Annotated in this window: 14 protein-coding genes; 7 read left to right on the top strand and 7 right to left on the bottom strand. The window is 68.0% G+C overall.

Translation table 11 applies throughout. The features are described 5' to 3' along the window. Positions 1-70: 70 nt before the first annotated feature. From F8M74_RS22580 to F8M74_RS22565, 4 genes are all read left to right on the top strand, one after another. Positions 71-844, top strand: a complete 774-nt coding sequence (locus F8M74_RS22580) for a rhomboid family intramembrane serine protease (RefSeq protein WP_141254717.1) — start codon at positions 71-73, stop codon at positions 842-844. Positions 845-944: 100 nt separating this feature from the next. Beyond that, positions 945-1,643 carry a hypothetical protein gene (locus F8M74_RS22575; RefSeq protein ID WP_228560215.1) on the top strand — a complete coding sequence of 233 codons (699 nt, stop codon included), beginning with the start codon at positions 945-947 and terminating at the stop codon, positions 1,641-1,643. A 123-nt stretch (positions 1,644-1,766) separates the two neighbouring features. Then, a complete protein-coding gene (locus tag F8M74_RS22570) occupies positions 1,767-3,488 on the top strand; it encodes an amidohydrolase (protein ID WP_228560217.1) in 1,722 nt (573 codons plus the stop codon). Positions 3,489-3,653: 165 nt separating this feature from the next. Then, the gene (locus tag F8M74_RS22565) at positions 3,654-4,223 is read left to right on the top strand and encodes a hypothetical protein (protein ID WP_141254720.1); all 570 of its coding nucleotides are present in this window, start codon (positions 3,654-3,656) and stop codon (positions 4,221-4,223) included. A 39-nt stretch (positions 4,224-4,262) separates the two neighbouring features. Here the strand turns inward: F8M74_RS22565 and F8M74_RS22560 are convergent, their stop codons facing one another. Beyond that, positions 4,263-6,272, bottom strand: coding sequence for a hypothetical protein (locus F8M74_RS22560; RefSeq protein ID WP_163884538.1), 2,010 nt, complete (start codon positions 6,270-6,272; stop codon positions 4,263-4,265). A 72-nt stretch (positions 6,273-6,344) separates the two neighbouring features. On the opposite strand from F8M74_RS22560, the gene F8M74_RS22555 reads away from it, so the two are divergent. Beyond that, on the top strand, positions 6,345-7,595 hold the full coding sequence (locus tag F8M74_RS22555; RefSeq protein ID WP_163884536.1) for a DUF6068 family protein: 1,251 nt from the start codon (positions 6,345-6,347) through the stop codon (positions 7,593-7,595). 11 nt (positions 7,596-7,606) lie between these two features. Here the strand turns inward: F8M74_RS22555 and F8M74_RS22550 are convergent, their stop codons facing one another. The 4 genes from F8M74_RS22550 to F8M74_RS22535 all read right to left on the bottom strand — a co-directional run bounded on the left by F8M74_RS22550 (position 7,607) and on the right by F8M74_RS22535 (position 12,143). Beyond that, positions 7,607-9,445, bottom strand: a complete 1,839-nt coding sequence (locus tag F8M74_RS22550; RefSeq protein ID WP_141254723.1) for a hypothetical protein — start codon at positions 9,443-9,445, stop codon at positions 7,607-7,609. Between the two features lie 51 nt (positions 9,446-9,496). Beyond that, complete coding sequence (locus F8M74_RS22545) at positions 9,497-9,934, bottom strand: organic hydroperoxide resistance protein (protein WP_141254724.1); 438 nt, start codon at positions 9,932-9,934, stop codon at positions 9,497-9,499. A gap of 17 nt (positions 9,935-9,951) precedes the next feature. After that, positions 9,952-10,407: a MarR family winged helix-turn-helix transcriptional regulator gene (locus tag F8M74_RS22540; protein ID WP_141254725.1), complete on the bottom strand. Its 456-nt coding sequence runs from the start codon at positions 10,405-10,407 to the stop codon at positions 9,952-9,954. Between the two features lie 107 nt (positions 10,408-10,514). Further along, positions 10,515-12,143, bottom strand: a complete 1,629-nt coding sequence (locus tag F8M74_RS22535) for a S8 family serine peptidase (protein WP_141254726.1) — start codon at positions 12,141-12,143, stop codon at positions 10,515-10,517. Positions 12,144-12,306: 163 nt separating this feature from the next. Between F8M74_RS22535 and F8M74_RS22530 the strand changes: the two genes are divergently transcribed. Together F8M74_RS22530 and F8M74_RS22525 are read left to right on the top strand one after the other, a co-directional pair. Then, positions 12,307-13,092 (top strand): HipA family kinase, encoded by a 786-nt coding sequence (locus F8M74_RS22530; protein ID WP_141254727.1) that lies wholly within the window; start codon positions 12,307-12,309, stop codon positions 13,090-13,092. Then, positions 13,070-13,486, top strand: a complete 417-nt coding sequence (locus F8M74_RS22525; protein ID WP_141254728.1) for a DUF3037 domain-containing protein — start codon at positions 13,070-13,072, stop codon at positions 13,484-13,486. Before F8M74_RS22530 ends, F8M74_RS22525 begins: the two co-directional genes overlap by 23 nt. Here F8M74_RS22525 and F8M74_RS22520 read toward each other — a convergent pair. Together F8M74_RS22520 and F8M74_RS22515 are read right to left on the bottom strand one after the other, a co-directional pair. Beyond that, positions 13,461-14,018, bottom strand: coding sequence for a hypothetical protein (locus F8M74_RS22520; protein ID WP_141254729.1), 558 nt, complete (start codon positions 14,016-14,018; stop codon positions 13,461-13,463). The two genes, F8M74_RS22525 and F8M74_RS22520, sit on opposite strands and share 26 nt — an antisense overlap. Before the next feature lie 56 nt (positions 14,019-14,074). Continuing rightward, entirely contained in the window at positions 14,075-14,608 is a 534-nt protein-coding gene (locus F8M74_RS22515; RefSeq protein ID WP_228560219.1) for a hypothetical protein, read from the bottom strand. Positions 14,609-14,728: the final 120 nt, after the last annotated feature.

The raw sequence follows: 14,728 nt of genomic DNA, 5'->3' as shown, positions 1-14,728 counted from the left end.
CAGCGCCGCACATCCAGGCCCCCTCCGCCGCCCCGCCCGGCCAGGGGGACGCACATGATGGGGCCCCCACATGATTCCCATCAGCGACGACAACCCTACCCTCCGCACTCCCGTCGTAACGTACCTGCTGCTCGGCACCATCGGCTTCGTCTGGGTCTTCATCCAGGGCGCCGGCCTGGACGCCTACCGGCTGGCGGCCAGCGTCTGCAACCTGGGCATGGTGCCCGGCGAGCTGACGGGCAAGGCGGCGCTGGGCCTCCTCGTCCCCCTGGGAGATGGGCTGGCGTGCGTGGTGGACAACGAGCCCATCAACCTCCTCACCCCCATCACCTCCATGTTCCTGCACGGCGGCTGGGGACACCTGCTGGGCAACTGCCTCTTCTTCTGGGTCTTCGGCAACAACGTCGAGGACAGCATGGGCCGCCTGCGCTTCGTGGTGTTCTACCTGCTGTGCGGACTGGCCGCGGCGGCGGCGCACCTGCTGGTGGACCCAGGCTCGCCAGTGCCCACGGTGGGCGCGTCCGGCGCCATCTCCGGCGTCATGGGCGCATACCTGCTGCTCTATCCACGGGTGCGGGTGAACATGCTGTTCATCATCGTCATCTTCATCCGCGTCTTCCCCGTGCCCGCGTGGGCGGTGTTGCTGTGGTGGTTCGGCGTGCAGCTCTTCAGCGGCCTGCCCCAGCTCAACACGGTGAGCACGGACGCCTCCGGCGGCGTCGCCTTCTGGGCACACATCGGTGGCTTCGTGGCGGGCATGGCGCTCATCAAGCTGTTCCAGAACCCGCGCTACACGAACCAGCGCACGTCGATCCGCCACCGGCTCCATCCCAACCATCCGTGAGGAGTCCTGACTTTTTCCGCGCCCGCGAATTGCCAGACTTCATCGAGCACTGCGTATCCAGGTTGTTGGGGCCAGACACCTGAAGGAAGCGCAGATGCGGATGAGCAAGACGAAGCGACAGACGCTTGGACTGACGATGGGCGCGGTGCTTGCGCTCACGGCCTGTGGGACGGAGAGCATGGAGCCAGCGCAGCCGCCCGTGGAGACGGACGCGGTGGAGACCGTGGACGCGCAGGCAGCGGACGCGAAGCCGGTGGACATCATCGCCATGGAGAAGCAACTGCGGGAGGCCAGCCTGGCGCCGCCGGCGCAGTGCAATGACCCTTCCTGTGAGGGCGGCGGTGGTGGCGGTGAGCCCGACCCCGACTGGCCCTACTACACGCTGTTCTGGCGGGCGAACCTGCTGTCCCTGAAGTGCATCACCACGTCGGACATCGACGGCAACGACGAGGCCTGGCTGGAGGCGGAAGTCACCGGTGACAATCAGTCCGAGGTCATCTGGAACGACGATTACATGACGCCGAACAAGCGGGTGGAGTGGAGCCCCCTGAATTCCTATCCGCCGCCGCTGCAGTTCACGACGCAAACGGTGGGCGCGGGCGGCAAGCTGGTGGCGCTCTGGGACAAGAGCATGCACATCTTCGATGTGCAGGAGCAGATTGGCTGGACCACGCTGCGTGGCCAGACGGGCACCTTCACCGCGATTCTCGAAGGCCACGGTGGCAAGTACGAGCTGACCTACCAGGTCGCATCCACGGGCTGCTCGCCGCGCACGCAGCCGTGCCCCACCAACCTGTAGTCCTGTAACGACGTCAACGCGCCTGTTGGGGGACGCCAATGCTTGGCCTCCCCTTCCAGGTGCGCCAGAGTGTCGCGCCGGACGCGCCAGGAATTGGCGCGGGCTTCCAGACAGGTGCCAGACATGACGCTACGACGACTCGGTGGTGGACTCCTCGGGGCGGTACTCCTTCTGACAAGCCTTTCGGGCTGCACCCGGCGCGTGCCGCCCGTGGATGACAACCCGGCCCCCGTGCCGGAGCCCACCGCCACCACGACGGTGTACGTGGCCCAGCGCATCCGGACGCTGGACCCGGCGAAGCCCCAGGTGCAGGCGTTCGCGGTGAAGGACGGCAAGGTGCTGGCCACCGGCACCAAGGATGAGGTGCTCGCCGCCGCCGGCAAGGACGCGCGCGTGGTGGACCTGGGCAGCGCCACGGTGGTGCCGGGGCTCACCGACGCGCACGGGCACCTGGCCGGCCTGGGCCGCGGCCTGGTGACGGTGGACCTGCAGGGCGTGGACTCCAAGGCGGAGGCCCTGGAGCGGCTCGCATTGGCGCCCTCCTCCGCGTTCCAGGGCGAGTGGCTGCTGGGCCGCGGCTGGGACCAGAACGACTGGCCGGAGAAGACCTTCCCGTCGCGCGCCGACCTGGACAAGCGCTTTCCCCTGCGTCCGGTGGCGCTGAGCCGCGTGGACGGCCACGCGCTGTGGGTCAACGGCGAGGCGCTGCGCCGCGCGGGCATCACCCGTGACACGAAGGACCCGGCGGGCGGGCGCATCCTCCGGGGTGAGGGCGGAGAGCCCACCGGCATCCTGGTGGACAACGCCATGGAGCTGGTGGAGGCCGTGCTGCCGCCCGCCACGGACGCGCAGCACGCGGCGCAGTTGACCGCGGCGCTCCAGCGCGGCGCTCAGGTGGGCCTCACCGGTGTCCACGACGCGGGCATGGACTTGCGCACCTTCCGCCTGCTCCAGCGCTGGGACAAGGAAGGCAAGCTGCCGCTGCGCGTCTACGCCATGGCGGATGGACAGACGGGCGACCGTGAGACGTACCTGAAGGACGGCCCCTATGAGGGGCGCATGCTCACGATGCGCGCGGTGAAGCTCACCCTGGATGGCGCGCTGGGCAGCCGGGGCGCGGCGCTGCACCAGGACTACAGCGACGAACCCGGCCACCGCGGCCTGCTGCTGCTGTCCCCCGAGGAGTACGAAGCGCGCGTGCGCGCCTTCATGGCGCGAGGCTTCCAGGTGTGCACGCATGCGATTGGAGACCGGGCCAACACGGTGGTGCTGGACGTGCTCGCGCGCGCGGCCGAGGCCACCGGCACGCTCCAGTCCGGCCGGCACCGCGTGGAGCACGCACAAATCATGCGCCCCGAGGATATCGAACGGCTGGGCCGCAGCGGCTTCATCGCAAGCGTGCAGCCCACGCACGCCACCAGCGACATGCCGTGGGCGGAGGCCCGTGTGGGAGCGGAGCGCATCCGCGGGGCCTACGCGTGGCAGCGGCTGAAGGCGTCCGGCGCGGTGCTGGCGTTGGGCAGCGACTTCCCCGTGGAGCGGCCCAACGTGCTGGCGGGCCTGTACGCGGCGCGCACGCGTCAGGACGTCCGGGGCCTGCCGGAAGGCGGCTGGTACGGGGAGCAGCGGCTGAGCGGGCAGGAGGCGCTGGAGGGCTTCACCGTGGGCGCGGCGCACGCGTCCTTCGCCGAAGCCCGGCGCGGCCGGCTCCAGCCCGGCATGGACGCGGACTTCGTGGCTCTGTCGGTGGACCCGGTGGACGGGCCCATCACCGCGCTGCCCGGCGCCGAGGTGCGGCTGACGGTGGTGGCCGGCGTGGAGGTCTACCGCGCCTTCCAGCGCTGAGCGCTCAGGACAGGCGGGGAATCCAGGGCGCAACGTGGCTGTCGCGGGGAATTGGCGTGCACCGCTATTTCCGCCGTGTCGTGGAGTGCTCTAGCATACGGCTTTGCCGCAACCCTCCTGTGAGCCAAGGCCGGCTCACAGGTTCGAGCGGGGGGTATCGCAAGCGTGACAGCCTCATTGTCCGGAGTGAACTACAAGGGCTTCACCGTCCAGAACCTGCTGGCCTACGTGCACGAGCGCTTCGGCGAGGACACCGCGCGTACGGCCGTGGAGTCGCTGCTTCCCGAGCTGCAACCCCACGCGGACCCGCGCACGACGCTGGCGGTGGGCTGGGTGCCGGTGGAGACATACTTCGGCATCATCCAGCACGTGGTGGACCGGCACTTCGACGGGAAGCCGGAGGGGGCCCACACGGTGGGCTACGAAGTCACCCTGCGAGACATCCACTCCATCTTCAAGATGGTGCTGCGCTTCACCACGCCCAACATGGTGCTGGGGATGGCGCGGCGCATGTGGCGCTCCTACTGCGACCAGGGGGAGCTGCTGCACCAGGAGGAGAACGGCACGGGCATGCTGCTGCTGCGCCAGTTCACCTACCAGACGCCGGTGGCCCTCCATGAGATGGCGGGGGGCTTCAAGGCGTACCTGGAATGCTCCAGCGCCAAGAATCCGCGCGTGGAAATCATCGCGCCGGACAAGGACGGGACGCTGCGCTGGCGCATCGTCTCCGGGTAGCAAAGGCTGCCCGGTGCGGTCCGGGCAGCCCACCGCGGGTTACAGGTCCGCCGTGTAGCTGAGCGCCTGGATGCGGCGGTTGAGCGCTTTCTGCGCCTCCTGCCGCTGCTTCGCCAGCTTCTCCAACTCGCTGGCAATGGCCTCCAGGCGGTCCTCCTGCTCGTTGAGCTTGGACACGAAGCGGTCCGCCAGCTCACGCTGCGACGCCCCGCTCTTCAGCGACTCGATGTTGGAGCGGATGCGCTCCTGGTCCCGGAAGAGCTGATTGCGCTCCTCCTGCAGACGCTGCTCGTCCTTTGCCAGCGCATCCACCTGCTCGCGCTGCGCGACGACCTCCTTCAACGCACCCGCCATCTTCTCGTCAACGAAGCGCTGCGACACGAAGTAGGAGACCTGGTCCAGCCCCATGCTGGAGATGAGGTACTGGCGCTGCCCCCGTGTGCGCTCGGTGACGGTGAGCGAGTCCTGCGCCCCCGCGGCCAGCTCCCGCTTGAAGCGCCAGAAGCCGTCCGTCGTCTCCGCGGGCTCCGGAGCATCCTTGGCCAGCTCCCAGCCCGCGCGCGGGTGCTCCACGAACAGCACCTGCGCCCGCTGCCCCTTGTTGCGCGACAGGTACGTCGTGCGCCGCACGTGGAAGTACTCCGCCACCAGCATCCCGGAGTTCACCGCCACGCGGAACACCGGCCCGTCCTCCGTGCGGTCCTCAATCGACACCACGCAGCCCAGCTCCACCGCGTAGGGCACGAAGCGCCGGTCATTCGGCTTCATCGTGTCGAGCATCGCCTCGCCCACGTAGCGCTCGTCCTCCGACACCGTCACCGGGCCGCCTTCCAGCGTGAGCCCCGTGGTGTTCTTCAGCTCGATGCACGCCATGGGGTTCTTCTCACGCGTGGCCCGGTTGTAGAGGAGCACCCGCTTGCCCTCGAAGGGCTTGTGCAGGATGGGCACCAGCGCGCTCTGGTTGCGGTGCACCGTCACGGGACGGTCCACGCCGTACTCGAAGAGGTCCCCCACCTCCTTCGTGAGGGTCGTCACCGCGGCGCTCGTCTCCATGGCCTCGCGCCGGCTCGGGCCTCCACGGCCAGGGCCGCCCACCGACATGGCCTTCTCCGCCCGGGAACGGCGCGGCGCGGCCATGGGGGCCGCGGCGGGCATGGCGGACATCATCGGCTCGGCAATCTCCTGCTCCATCATCATGTCCGCGGCGCTGCCGAAGCTCTCCTCCGGAATCACCGGCGCGGCGGCGGCCTCCGTCATCACCTCCACCACCGGCCGCTTCATGTAGCGGGGGTTGTACAGGTCATGCACGAAGGACACCGGCAGCCCGGCGATGAGCGACAGCTTCACGTCCACCCAGTCCTCGTCCCCGGTGTTGTCCACCAGCGCCCAGCCCTGGAGCAGCGGCGGCTCACCTTCATCCAGGAGGATGCGGTAGCTCGTCTTCCACACCGGTGACTCCACCACGTAGCTGACGAACATCTCGCGCTCGCCCTGGCCCGAGGTGAGGATGGCCATCCGCTTGGAGTCCTTCTTGTACGAGGACAACACCGTGGCCAGGTAGAACTCCAAATCCTTGCGCACCGCCTCGTCCAGGAACTCCAGCTCCGACACGTCCAGGATGTCGAAGGTCCGCAGCGAGGCGCCCACCAGCAGCGACAGGAACGGGCGCATCAGGCTCGTCTCGCCAGCCGCCACCGCCAGCGAGTCCAGGCCAATGATGGAGCCCTCCACCTGCGCGCCGCCCACGCGCACCCGAACGCGCGCGCCCTTGATCTGCCCCAGCAGCGCCGTGAGGCTGCCGTCCTCCGGAATGCGGATGGTCGCCTCCGCCAGGAGCTGCTCCAGTGGCTTCGTGGAGTCGTAGCTCACCGCCGACACCGAGCCACCCGACAAGTCGAGCACCGTCAGCGACTTCAGCACGTCGTTCATGTCACGCGCCTTGAAGTCCAGGTGGAGCGTGTCGTTGCCACTCACCTTTCCCCGGCGCTCGAAGTAGCCAACGCCATGCTTGTAAAGGACGACACGACGAATGCGCAGGTTCGTGGTCATGGGACGCGGAACTCCAGAAAGTTGAGGGCGGGCCAGCACCCCGGTGTATCAAGGTCGGACAGGGGTGACGCAATGCCCCTCACCGCCGAGGTTGCCCGAATGCGAAAGCCTGTCGCCTCCTCCCTGCCCCGCTCCGCGATGCTGTGCGCGGCTCTGGCCCTTGGCACGAGCTGCAAGAGCGTGGAGCCCCACACCATGCCCTCCAACGGAACCACCGCGCCGTCGGAAGTTTCCACCCAGGAGCCCGTGACGGAGACGGCGACCGAGACGGAGACGCCAACGCGGCGCGGCAATTCGCCCTGGCTGCGGGCTCGCGTGGGCGACCGCGTGGCGTACTCCTTCTCCGCCAACCGCAAGGCCATGGGTCGGCAGCAGCCCGGCACCGTACCCGAGGCCGCGGTGGCCGGCGTGGTGACGCTGGAGGTCGTCGCCGTGGAGCTGCCCTGGGTCTGGGTGACGCTCTACTTCACCGAGGATGGCGGCGCGCCGTCGCGACAGCCGATGCTGGCGCGGCCGCTGGTGGTGCCCATGCGAGCGGATGAGTCGCGTGTGCTGGAGGCCCCCCGCGAGGGCAAGCAGAGCACCGAGCAGCTCACCGCCGCGGGCCGCCAGTGGGAGGCGAAGCGTTACCTCAATGACAAGCGGGCGTTCGACGGCCCCCTGGAGAACCGCCTCTACGCGGCGACGCCGGGTCCGCTGTACCTCACCAATGGCCTGCTCGACGCGAGCATCACGCTGTCGGGATTCGGCATGGGCGGCGGCTCACAGCTCACCCTGGTGGAGGCGCGCCAGGGACAGGAGGGTGGCACCGGCCTGCCTCCGACGCTCGCCCGTCCTTGGGGCCCAGGCACCTGGTTCGACGTGCGGATGGAGACGGAAGGCACCACGTCCACGCAACGCACCTGCCAGGCCGCGGAGCGAGGCTTCATCCTGCGTCAGCAGGTGACACCGCCCACGACAGGCTCGGCGTGCCCGGACTTCGCCCAGGCGGAAGCCGTGCCCCTGGAGGAGGCAGTGCTAGCGCGCATCTGGGAATCCCTGGACGCACGCCAGTGGCCACCGCCCCCTGAAGGCATCGCACCGGCGAAGCGCGAGACGGTGACGGTGGGCTCGCACCGCGTTCCGGCGCTCCAGTTCGAGACCGCGCAGCCCCAGGCGAACAACGTCCGCGTCCAGGTCTACGCCGCCGACCCCTGGGAGGAGGCACTCTCCGGGCTGGCCCACGAAGCCCGCTTCCAGCCGCTGATTGACCGCATCACACCCAGCGGTGGAGGCACGCAGCTCACGGACTGGGGCGTGTGGGTGCCGGGCGTCACACCGTAGGCGCCTGGTGTCTAGGCTCGCGCGCGCTCGTCGAACAGGATGCGCAAGCCGTCCACGAGCGCGTTCGTTCCGTACGGTTCGCCGAGCGTGTCGAGCGCGTCCCGGAGCGCACCGAACAGCGCACGTGCGTGCTCCGGATTTCTTTCGCTCCGGTCGATGACATGGCCCACCCGGTCAATCTGATGCTTCCAGGTGGCCAGCACGCCTTCGTATGACGCGGGGACAGGAACGGCGCTCTCCAGCAGGAGGCCGACCAGCGCGACGACGTCGGTGAAGTCGTATCGCCGAGCCGCCGCATCATAGAAATCCTCGAGGTGGACGGTGTCGTGCGCGAACCAGAAGCTCACGAAGTCAGCGGCCGTCTGCTTCGCGTGCTCCAGGTCGACCTCGACCAACGGGTGCAGCGCCGTGTCGACGTCGGTGATGAGCGAGTCCTTGATGCTCACCCGCTGCAAGGCCTTGCTGTCGAAGGCGCGCGTCGGAAGTCCGCGCAAGAAGGTGCCCTTGAACTCCAATACCTCCAGCTTCGGCAGACGCGTGAGGACTTCGGGGAAGTCCCGAAGCACCTTCACCTTGCTCCACCCTCCGAACGAGGCGCGGAGATACGAGTAGGGGTTGTTGATGAGGTTGATGGTGCGCAGCTCGGTGCAGCGCGCCAGGGAGTCCGGAAGCCGCCAAAGGCAGTTGGCCTCCAGGTCGAGGTGGACGAGCTTCTCGAGGTTACCAATCGAGTCCGGCAGCTCCTGCAAGCCGTTGCCGCGTAGTCGAAGCTCTCGCAGCTCAGTGAGCTGCCCCAGCTCCTCGGGAAGCTTGCGCAGCTTGTTCCCCGTCAGGTCGAGCTTCTCCAGCCGGCGAAAGTGAAACAACTCCGCGGGCAGGGTGCCGAGATTCTTGTGGGTCAGCGCCAGACTCTTGAGCTTGTCGGGCGCCTCCAGCTTCTTGGCCATCTGCTTACGGAACTCCGCGCGGACGCTCACTGGCGCATCGAGCAGGATGGGCTTGCGCTCCGCCAGACGCTTGCGCGCGAGCGAAAGGTCCACCTGGCCTTCGGCCTTCTTGAGGACACCGGAGACGAAGACGCCCTTGGCATCGTGCGGGTCGCTCGCGTCTTCCACGCCATCTGTCACCGGGAAGATGCTCGCGCCCCATCCGAGGTAGCGCAACGCGTTCGTCTTTCCGGCGACGGTCACCGCGTGCTCGGTGGCCACAATGCGAGCATCGAGGTCGCCACCCACGTCGAGGTGACCGTGGTTGTAGACACCGACGAGTTCGCCCGTGCGAACGCTCCCATTGACTCGAAGCTGAGAGCCGCCGACACCCACTCCGCTGGCAACGAGCGCACCTTCCACCTGGAGAAAGGGCCCTGTGTCGTCCTCGAAGTTGAGCAGACAGCCCTCGACGGTGAGCGTTCCCCGCACCAGGAGCCCCACGTAAGGCGGTGACTCCTTCTCGGGTGCGAGAAGGCCGAACCCGTCATCGAGGATGAGGTCGTGCGGAATGACGAGGTCACCGTCATGCACGAGGACGCGAGCGGTGTCGTTCTCGCCGTTCCCAGCGACCTTCAGCTCGGCATGCAGCTCCGAGAAAGGAACCGCACGGAGCCCCAACCCGGCGGAGAAGAACCCCTTCTCCACTTTCGCGCGGAGGCTCTTGTCGCAGAAGGCGAGCGCCTCGGCTTCGGTCTCAAACGCCTTCTCGGTCTGCTTCGGCTTCCCACCGAGCGGACCTTCGCGCAGCGTCACGACCGCGCCGCTGCGCTCGAAGGACCAGCTTCGTTCCGTTCCCTTTTCCCGGGCAATGAGCGTGAGAGACGCACGAGGCGCGGGAGCGGGCAGTGACGTGTTCGACATCGCGGCACGGTATCAACTCCCGCGCGTCCCCCGTGAACACATCCCGTGCGGCTACCCGGCGACGGAGACCTTCACGTCGATGTTGCCGCGCGTGGCCTTCGAGTACGGGCACACCTCGTGAGCCGCCGCCATCAGCTTCTGAGCCTCGTCGTTGGGGACTCCCGGCAGGATTCCCTGGAGTTCCACCGCGAGCCCGAAGCCTCCGTCCGGCGTCTTGCCGATAGTGACGGTGGCGCGCACGCCCGCATCGTTGCTCAGGTTCTTCCCCTGCATGCGCGCCACCAGCCGCAGCGCGCTCTCGAAGCAGGCGGAGTAGCCCGCCGCGAAGAGCTGCTCCGGGTTGGTGACGGTGCCGCCCGCGCCCCCCAGCTCCTTGGGCATGGCCAGGGGCAGGTCCAGGACGCCGTCCTCCGACTTCACGCGGCCGTTGCGGCCACCGTGGGTGGTGGCGGAGGTGCTGTACAGCGGGCTGATAGCGACGGGAGCCATGGTGTTCTCCTTGAGCGTTACTTCGCGGAATCAACGTGGGACTGCGAAAGCACTTCGAAAAGACGTTGGACGTCGCGGCGCAAGCGGGTCGCTTCCTCCAGCGTCAGCCCCAACTTGCAGGCCATCGCTTCGGGGATGGACGTGGCCTTGCGGCGCAGGGCCCGCCCTTCGGACGTCAGGTAGATGCGCACCGAGCGCGCGTCCTCCGCGCTCCGCTCCCGCCGGACCAGTCCCTGAGACTCCATCCGCTTGAGCAGCGGCGTGAGCGTCCCCGAGTCCAGGTACAGCCGCTCCCCCATCCCCTTCACCGTCTCCCCGTCCGTCTCCCACAGCACCAGCAACACCAGGTACTGCGGGTACGTCAGGCCCAGCCGCGACAGCAGCGGCGCATACGCCTGCGTCATCGCCCGAGCCGCCGCGTAGAGCGGGAAGCAGATCTGCCGGTCCAGGCTGAGCGGATCATCCTTCGACATGGGAAATAAATAGTGCGCAATTCAATTTTTCACAACCAATTCGGACACGAAAAAGCTCCCGGCACCTGAGCACCGGGAGCTCTTCGCTGCGTCATCTCAGGACCGGCTCAGCGCCCGGCGACCGTGGTGTCGTCCTCGAGCGTGGCCTTGGCGGCGGCGACGGCGGCCGCGATGTCCAGCTTGCCGCTGGTGCTCACCTTGCCCTTGAGGTCGGAGTCCACCTCGACCGTCTGGACCAGCAGGTCACGCACCTGCGCGGCCGTCAGGTTGGGGTTTTCGGCGAACATCAGCGCCGCGGCGCCCGCCACCGTCGGGGTGGCCATGGAAGTGCCGCTCATCTCCTCCCAGCCGCCGCCCGGAACGGTGCTCAGCACGTCCTCGCCCACCGCGGCCAGCTCCACGACCTTGTCCCCGTAAGAGGAGAAGTCCGCGAGCTTGTCGTTCTTCTTGTCCATGGACGCCACGGTGATGACGTTGGGCAGGTCGATGTTGGCGGGCATGTCCGCCACGTCATTCAGGTTGCTGCCGTAGCCGTTCGCCGTGGCCGCGACCAGGAGGATGTCCGCGTCGGCCAGCTTCTGCACCGCGTCCGTCCAGCGCTTCACGGAGGCCGCGTCACGGTACTCATTGCCGAAGCTGGCGTTGACGGCGCGGATGTTCACGCCGTGCTCGGTCTTCATCTTCACCATGTAGTCGACGCCGCGCTCGAAGTTCGTGAGCAGGTCCGCGCCGTTGTACAGGCCGCCCAGGCTCATGATCTTCGCCTTGCCCGCGGCGACGCCGGTGTTGCCCTCGCCGTTGTCCTCGGCGGCGATGATGCCGGCCACGTGCGTGCCGTGGTCCGTGCCGCTGCCGCGCATCACGTCGCCGCTGTTGTAGCCGACGTTGTAGCCGTAGATGTCGTCCTTGACGCCGTTGCCGTCGTTGTCGATGCCGTCACCCGCGACTTCGTTCGGGTTGACCCACATCGCGTCATCCAGGTCGGAGTGCTTGAAGTCCACGCCACCGTCGAACACGGCGATGACCGGCGGGCCGGAGAGCTGGGGCTTCGGCTCCTCGATGGGGCCCGTGCCCGTCGTCTGGCCGGCGGCGTCCAGGCTCCAGCTCTTCAGGGTGCCCGTGTCGCGGCGTGCCTTGTCCTCGACGGAGAGCGTCCAGGTGCCCTTGGTGGACTCGCCCTTGAAGGCGGCCAGGTCGAAGGTGCCCTTGATGTTGTCCGCGCTGCCGCCCTTGCGGTTGTGGAGGGTCTCCGTCTTGCCGGAGGGGCTGGTCAGCTTGACGACCAGGTCACCCTTGAAGGTGTGCGCCAGGTCCAGGTTCAGCTTCAGCGAGTCCAGCTTCACGTCCTGGTCGAAGGACACGGTGGACGTCGTCGTCTGGAGGTCGTTCACCTTCGCGTTGGGCGTGGCGGACGCCGTCAGCGTCACGGGCGCACGGGCCGCGCTCGCCGCGAAGGGACGGACGGCGACGTGGCCGGAGCCGAAGGTGAAGGCCGAGGCCGGCAGCGCAGACGGGGTGCCCTGGGGCAGGCCCGTGGGGCGGTCCACGAAGTTGCCCTTCGGGCGGTCCACGAAGTTGGAGCCCCGCGCGCCACCCGTGGGCGCCGAGTCGAAGCCGTCCTTCGCCGTCTGGACCGGCGCCTTCTCCACGGCCTTGCCCGCGGCGGCCGGCTTGGCCGTGTCACCAGCGCGGGTGGACTGCGGCACGGGCGACTTCGGCTTGCGAGAGATTTCCATGGTGGGGGTGCTCCGTGGGGGGCAGAGAAAAACGCCGATAAATGATTGTCGCACCGTGTCGGAGAAAGTTTCCAGTACACGGTATCCAGGGCTTCGGACGCCTTGCGACATGCTACATGCCGGCGCAGGTCCCGGCCTCTCGCGGCCGGGACGGGAGATCAGGATGCCGAGGACAGTCACCGCCACGCGCTACGTGACGCCACTGCGGGAGGGGGGCTCGCTGCCCGCCATCATCGAAGCGGACGACGCGGGGCTCTACGTCGTGAAGTTCCGGGGCGCGGGACAGGGCGCCAAGGCGCTCATCGCCGAGCTCATCGCCGGGGAGATGGCCCGGGAGCTGGGACTCCGGGTACCGGAGCTCGTACTGGTGGAGTTGGACCCGGCGCTGGGGCGCAACGAGCCGGACTCCGAGATTCGCGAGCTGCTCAAGGCCAGCGCGGGCCTGAACCTGGCGCTGGACTACCTTCCGGCGTCGGTGACCTTCGACCCGGTGGCGGACCCGGCGCCCAGTGCCGCGGAGGCGTCCGGCATCGTCGCGTTCGACGCGTACATCACCAACGTGGACCGCACGCCGCGCAACCCGAACATGCTGACCTGGCACCGGAAGCTGTGGCTCATCGACCACGGGGCTTCGCTGTACTTCCACCATTCGTGGGACGACTGGGAGGCGCGCAGCCAGGGCCGCTTCGCGCCCATCAAGGACCACGTGCTGCTGCCGTGGGCCACGGCGCTGACGGAGGCCGGCAAGCACCTGGGCGCGCGCATCACCCGGGAGGTGGTGGAGCGAATCGTCGGGGCCATTCCGGAGGAGTGGCTCACGAGCACCGAGTCCCCCTTCCCCACCGCCGAGGCCCACCGCGCAGCCTACGCCACCTGGCTGCTGCGCCGGCTGGAAGCCGTGCCCGCGTTCATCGAGGAGGCGGACCGTGCCCGCGCCCAGCTCGTTTGATTACGCCATCATCCGCGTCGTCCCGCGCGTGGAGCGCGAGGAGTTCATCAACGCGGGCGTCGTCCTCTTCTGCGCCACCCAGCGATTCCTGGGCGTGCGCGTGGAACCGGACGAAGCGCGGCTGAAGGCGCTGTGGCCCGACGTGGACGTGGACATGATTCGCAGCCACCTGGAGAGCTTCCGCCGCGTGTGCGAGGGCGGGAAGGGCTCGGGGCCCATTGGCCAGCTATCCCAGAAGGAGCGCTGGCATTGGGTGGTGGCGCCTCGCAGCACCATCATCCAGACGGGGCCGGTGCACTCCGGCCTGTGCACCGAGCCCCAGGCGACGCTGGAGCACCTGCTGGACACGGTGGTGCGGATGAAGCGTGCTACTCCGTCACCCGGCGGCCGGTGAAGCGGACGGCGGAGGCGCAGCCGGAGGCTATCGTGGAGCCGTTGACGGGGTCCCGCTCGACGTGCTCGTTGCGGACCCAGACAGTGCCCTGGATGGCGTCATCCAGGTCCTTGTTGTTGATGGCGATGCGGAAGGCGTGCTCGTTGCCCAGGGCGGACAGCTTGTGCTCCTCATCCAGGCGCGTCTGGATGTGGATGAACTGATAGCCGCCGTCCGCGCCCACCGAGCCCATGAGCACGTCCGGCTCGCCGTCGCCGTTGATGACGTAGGCGTTGTTCGGCGTCTGGAAGTCGATGTCGGGGACCTCGAGGAACATCGAGTCCATCTCCCCGCGGCGAATCGTCCAGCGCTGCTGCGCGTCCAGGCCGACCGCGGGCCCCTGGGCAGGTTCAACCAACTCGCTGCACTCCGTCGGCACCTGGGCAAGCGTCTCCGCGTCCAGCGTCACGTCGTAGGTGTACGTGTCGTCCTCGCCGCATCCCGTGAGCGCCATCACCACGGCAGCCATGGCGCCCCACTGGTCTCCACGCATCGGTCTCCGCTCCTTCCGTCACAGGGCTCGCGCCGCTGCGGCGCGAGCGGCGGAGCCTACTCCTTCACGCGCTTGCCCGTGAAAGGGATGGTCACGACGCATTCCGCCTCATCCCAATCGGCTTCCGGAGGCGCGACCAGGTGCTCACTTCGGAACCACAGATGGCCGTGGATGGTGTCGTCCAAGTGCTTGTTCGTGATGACAATGCTGAACGCTTGGTAGGCCCCCCACTCGAACCCGAAGTTCGTCACCTTGGTTTGCACGAACTGAAAACCACCGTCCGCGCCGACTGAGCCGTGGAAGATGTCCGGCTCGTCGTCCGCGTCCACGTTGTACCCAGCGATACCCGGAGCCCGGATGTTGAGATCGGGCATCTCGAGCGTCATCGAATCCATCTCCCCGCGCTGAAGGCGCCACTGTTGCTGGGCCTCGATTCCAGTCGCCGGGCCGTCTCCTTCAAATTGTGCTTTGAGTTGGCCCGAGCACTCGTTCGGGACGTTGCTCAGGGCCGCCGCATCCAGCGTCACGTCATACACATACGTGTCGTCCTCGCCGCATCCCATGAGCCCCATCATGGATGCGATTGCCACACCCCACGTGTATCCCCGCATGAACAGCCCTCCCTCGGTTACACCGCTGATGACCCGTCACCGGTCGCCGGGCCTCGTCCCCCCTCGCGAGCCCGGAACCTTCAGCAGAAAACCACAGGG

Origin of the sequence: Myxococcus sp. CA023, from assembly GCF_010998615.1 — a bacterium.
In the GTDB taxonomy this organism is placed as follows: domain Bacteria; phylum Myxococcota; class Myxococcia; order Myxococcales; family Myxococcaceae; genus Myxococcus.
This window is presented reverse-complemented; position numbering and strand designations above follow the sequence as displayed.

Excerpts from the sequence above, each read along its gene's own strand:
- F8M74_RS22530 (WP_141254727.1), top strand. The coding sequence starts at position 12,307 with ATGCCGAGGACAGTCACCGCCACGCGCTACGTGACGCCACTGCGGGAG.
- F8M74_RS22575 (WP_228560215.1), top strand. The coding sequence starts at position 945 with ATGAGCAAGACGAAGCGACAGACGCTTGGACTGACGATGGGCGCGGTG.
- F8M74_RS22580 (WP_141254717.1), top strand. The coding sequence starts at position 71 with ATGATTCCCATCAGCGACGACAACCCTACCCTCCGCACTCCCGTCGTA.
- F8M74_RS22555 (WP_163884536.1), top strand. The coding sequence starts at position 6,345 with ATGCCCCTCACCGCCGAGGTTGCCCGAATGCGAAAGCCTGTCGCCTCC.
- F8M74_RS22560 (WP_163884538.1), bottom strand. The coding sequence starts at position 6,272 with ATGACCACGAACCTGCGCATTCGTCGTGTCGTCCTTTACAAGCATGGC.
- F8M74_RS22550 (WP_141254723.1), bottom strand. The coding sequence starts at position 9,445 with ATGTCGAACACGTCACTGCCCGCTCCCGCGCCTCGTGCGTCTCTCACG.
- F8M74_RS22520 (WP_141254729.1), bottom strand. The coding sequence starts at position 14,018 with ATGCGTGGAGACCAGTGGGGCGCCATGGCTGCCGTGGTGATGGCGCTC.
- F8M74_RS22540 (WP_141254725.1), bottom strand. The coding sequence starts at position 10,407 with ATGTCGAAGGATGATCCGCTCAGCCTGGACCGGCAGATCTGCTTCCCG.
- F8M74_RS22570 (WP_228560217.1), top strand. The coding sequence starts at position 1,767 with ATGACGCTACGACGACTCGGTGGTGGACTCCTCGGGGCGGTACTCCTT.
- F8M74_RS22545 (WP_141254724.1), bottom strand. The coding sequence starts at position 9,934 with ATGGCTCCCGTCGCTATCAGCCCGCTGTACAGCACCTCCGCCACCACC.
- F8M74_RS22535 (WP_141254726.1), bottom strand. The coding sequence starts at position 12,143 with ATGGAAATCTCTCGCAAGCCGAAGTCGCCCGTGCCGCAGTCCACCCGC.